Here is a 1013-nt window from a genome sequence, read left to right on the forward strand (position 1 = left end):
CTGGGTCCGCCAGGTCCGCGAACCCGTCCGCTTCGCCGACGCCCTCGCTGTGTTGCAGGCCGACGGCGTCACCCGCGCTCTCGAACTCGGCCCCGACAGCGTGCTCTCCGCCCTCGCCCGCAGTGCCGCTGACGAGGCGACCGCCGTGCCTGCGTTGCGTACCGGACATGGGGACATCGAAACGCTCTTCTCCGCCCTGGCGCACCTGCATGTCCTCGGGGTGCCCGTGGACTGGGCAGAGGTCTACCGAGGACTCGGCGCACGCCGAGTCACGCTGCCGACCTATGCCTTCCGCCGCAAGCGTTACTGGCTCGACCCGCTCCCGAAGGACCAGCACGGCACCGATCCCCTTGAGGCGGACTTCTGGCGCGACGTGGAGGCCGGTGACGTCGACCGCATCGCGGACACACTGCACGTGACGGACGCCGGCGCCCGCGACAGCCTCAGTGCTGTGGTCCCCGCCCTCGGTGACTGGCGCCGTACCCGTGCAGAGGAGTCCGTCGTGGACTCCTGGCGCTACCGCATTGACTGGCGCCCCATGACCGTGGAGCCGTCCACTCTCCATGGAACCTGGCTCGTCGTCGGTGATGACCCCGAGGATGAGGTCAGCAGCCTGCTGCGCTCGCACGGCGCCCATGTCATCCAGGTCCGTGCGGGCGCCGAGCCGCCCGCGGAGTCCTGTACCGGGGCGCTCGTACTGCCGGGCGTCACCCCGGCACATCTCCTCACCCTGGTGCGCGGATCGGCAGGGATCGACCGGCTGTGGGTGTGCACGCGTGGTGCGGTGTCGGTCAATCGTGCGGACCGGCTGACCGACCCGTCGGGTGCCCTGCTGTGGGGTCTCGGCCGGGTGGCTGCCCTCGAACTGCCCCAGCGCTGGGGCGGCCTGATCGACCTGCCCGTCAGCCTCGACCAGCGGGCCCGGTCCCGGGTCGCCGCCGTGCTCTCCGGCGGCACCGGCGAGGACCAGGTGGCCGTGCGCGCCGCAGGCGTGTTCGGCCGCAGACTCCGGC

Annotated in this window: 1 pseudogene; it reads left to right on the forward strand. The window is 72.0% G+C overall.

Features of this window, described 5'->3' with window-relative positions:
• Positions 1-1013: pseudogene (locus PJ985_RS23190) on the forward strand (type I polyketide synthase); the annotation flags it as partial.

It is taken from the genome of Streptomyces sp. ACA25 (genome assembly GCF_028200735.1).
Lineage (GTDB): Bacteria > Actinomycetota > Actinomycetes > Streptomycetales > Streptomycetaceae > Streptomyces.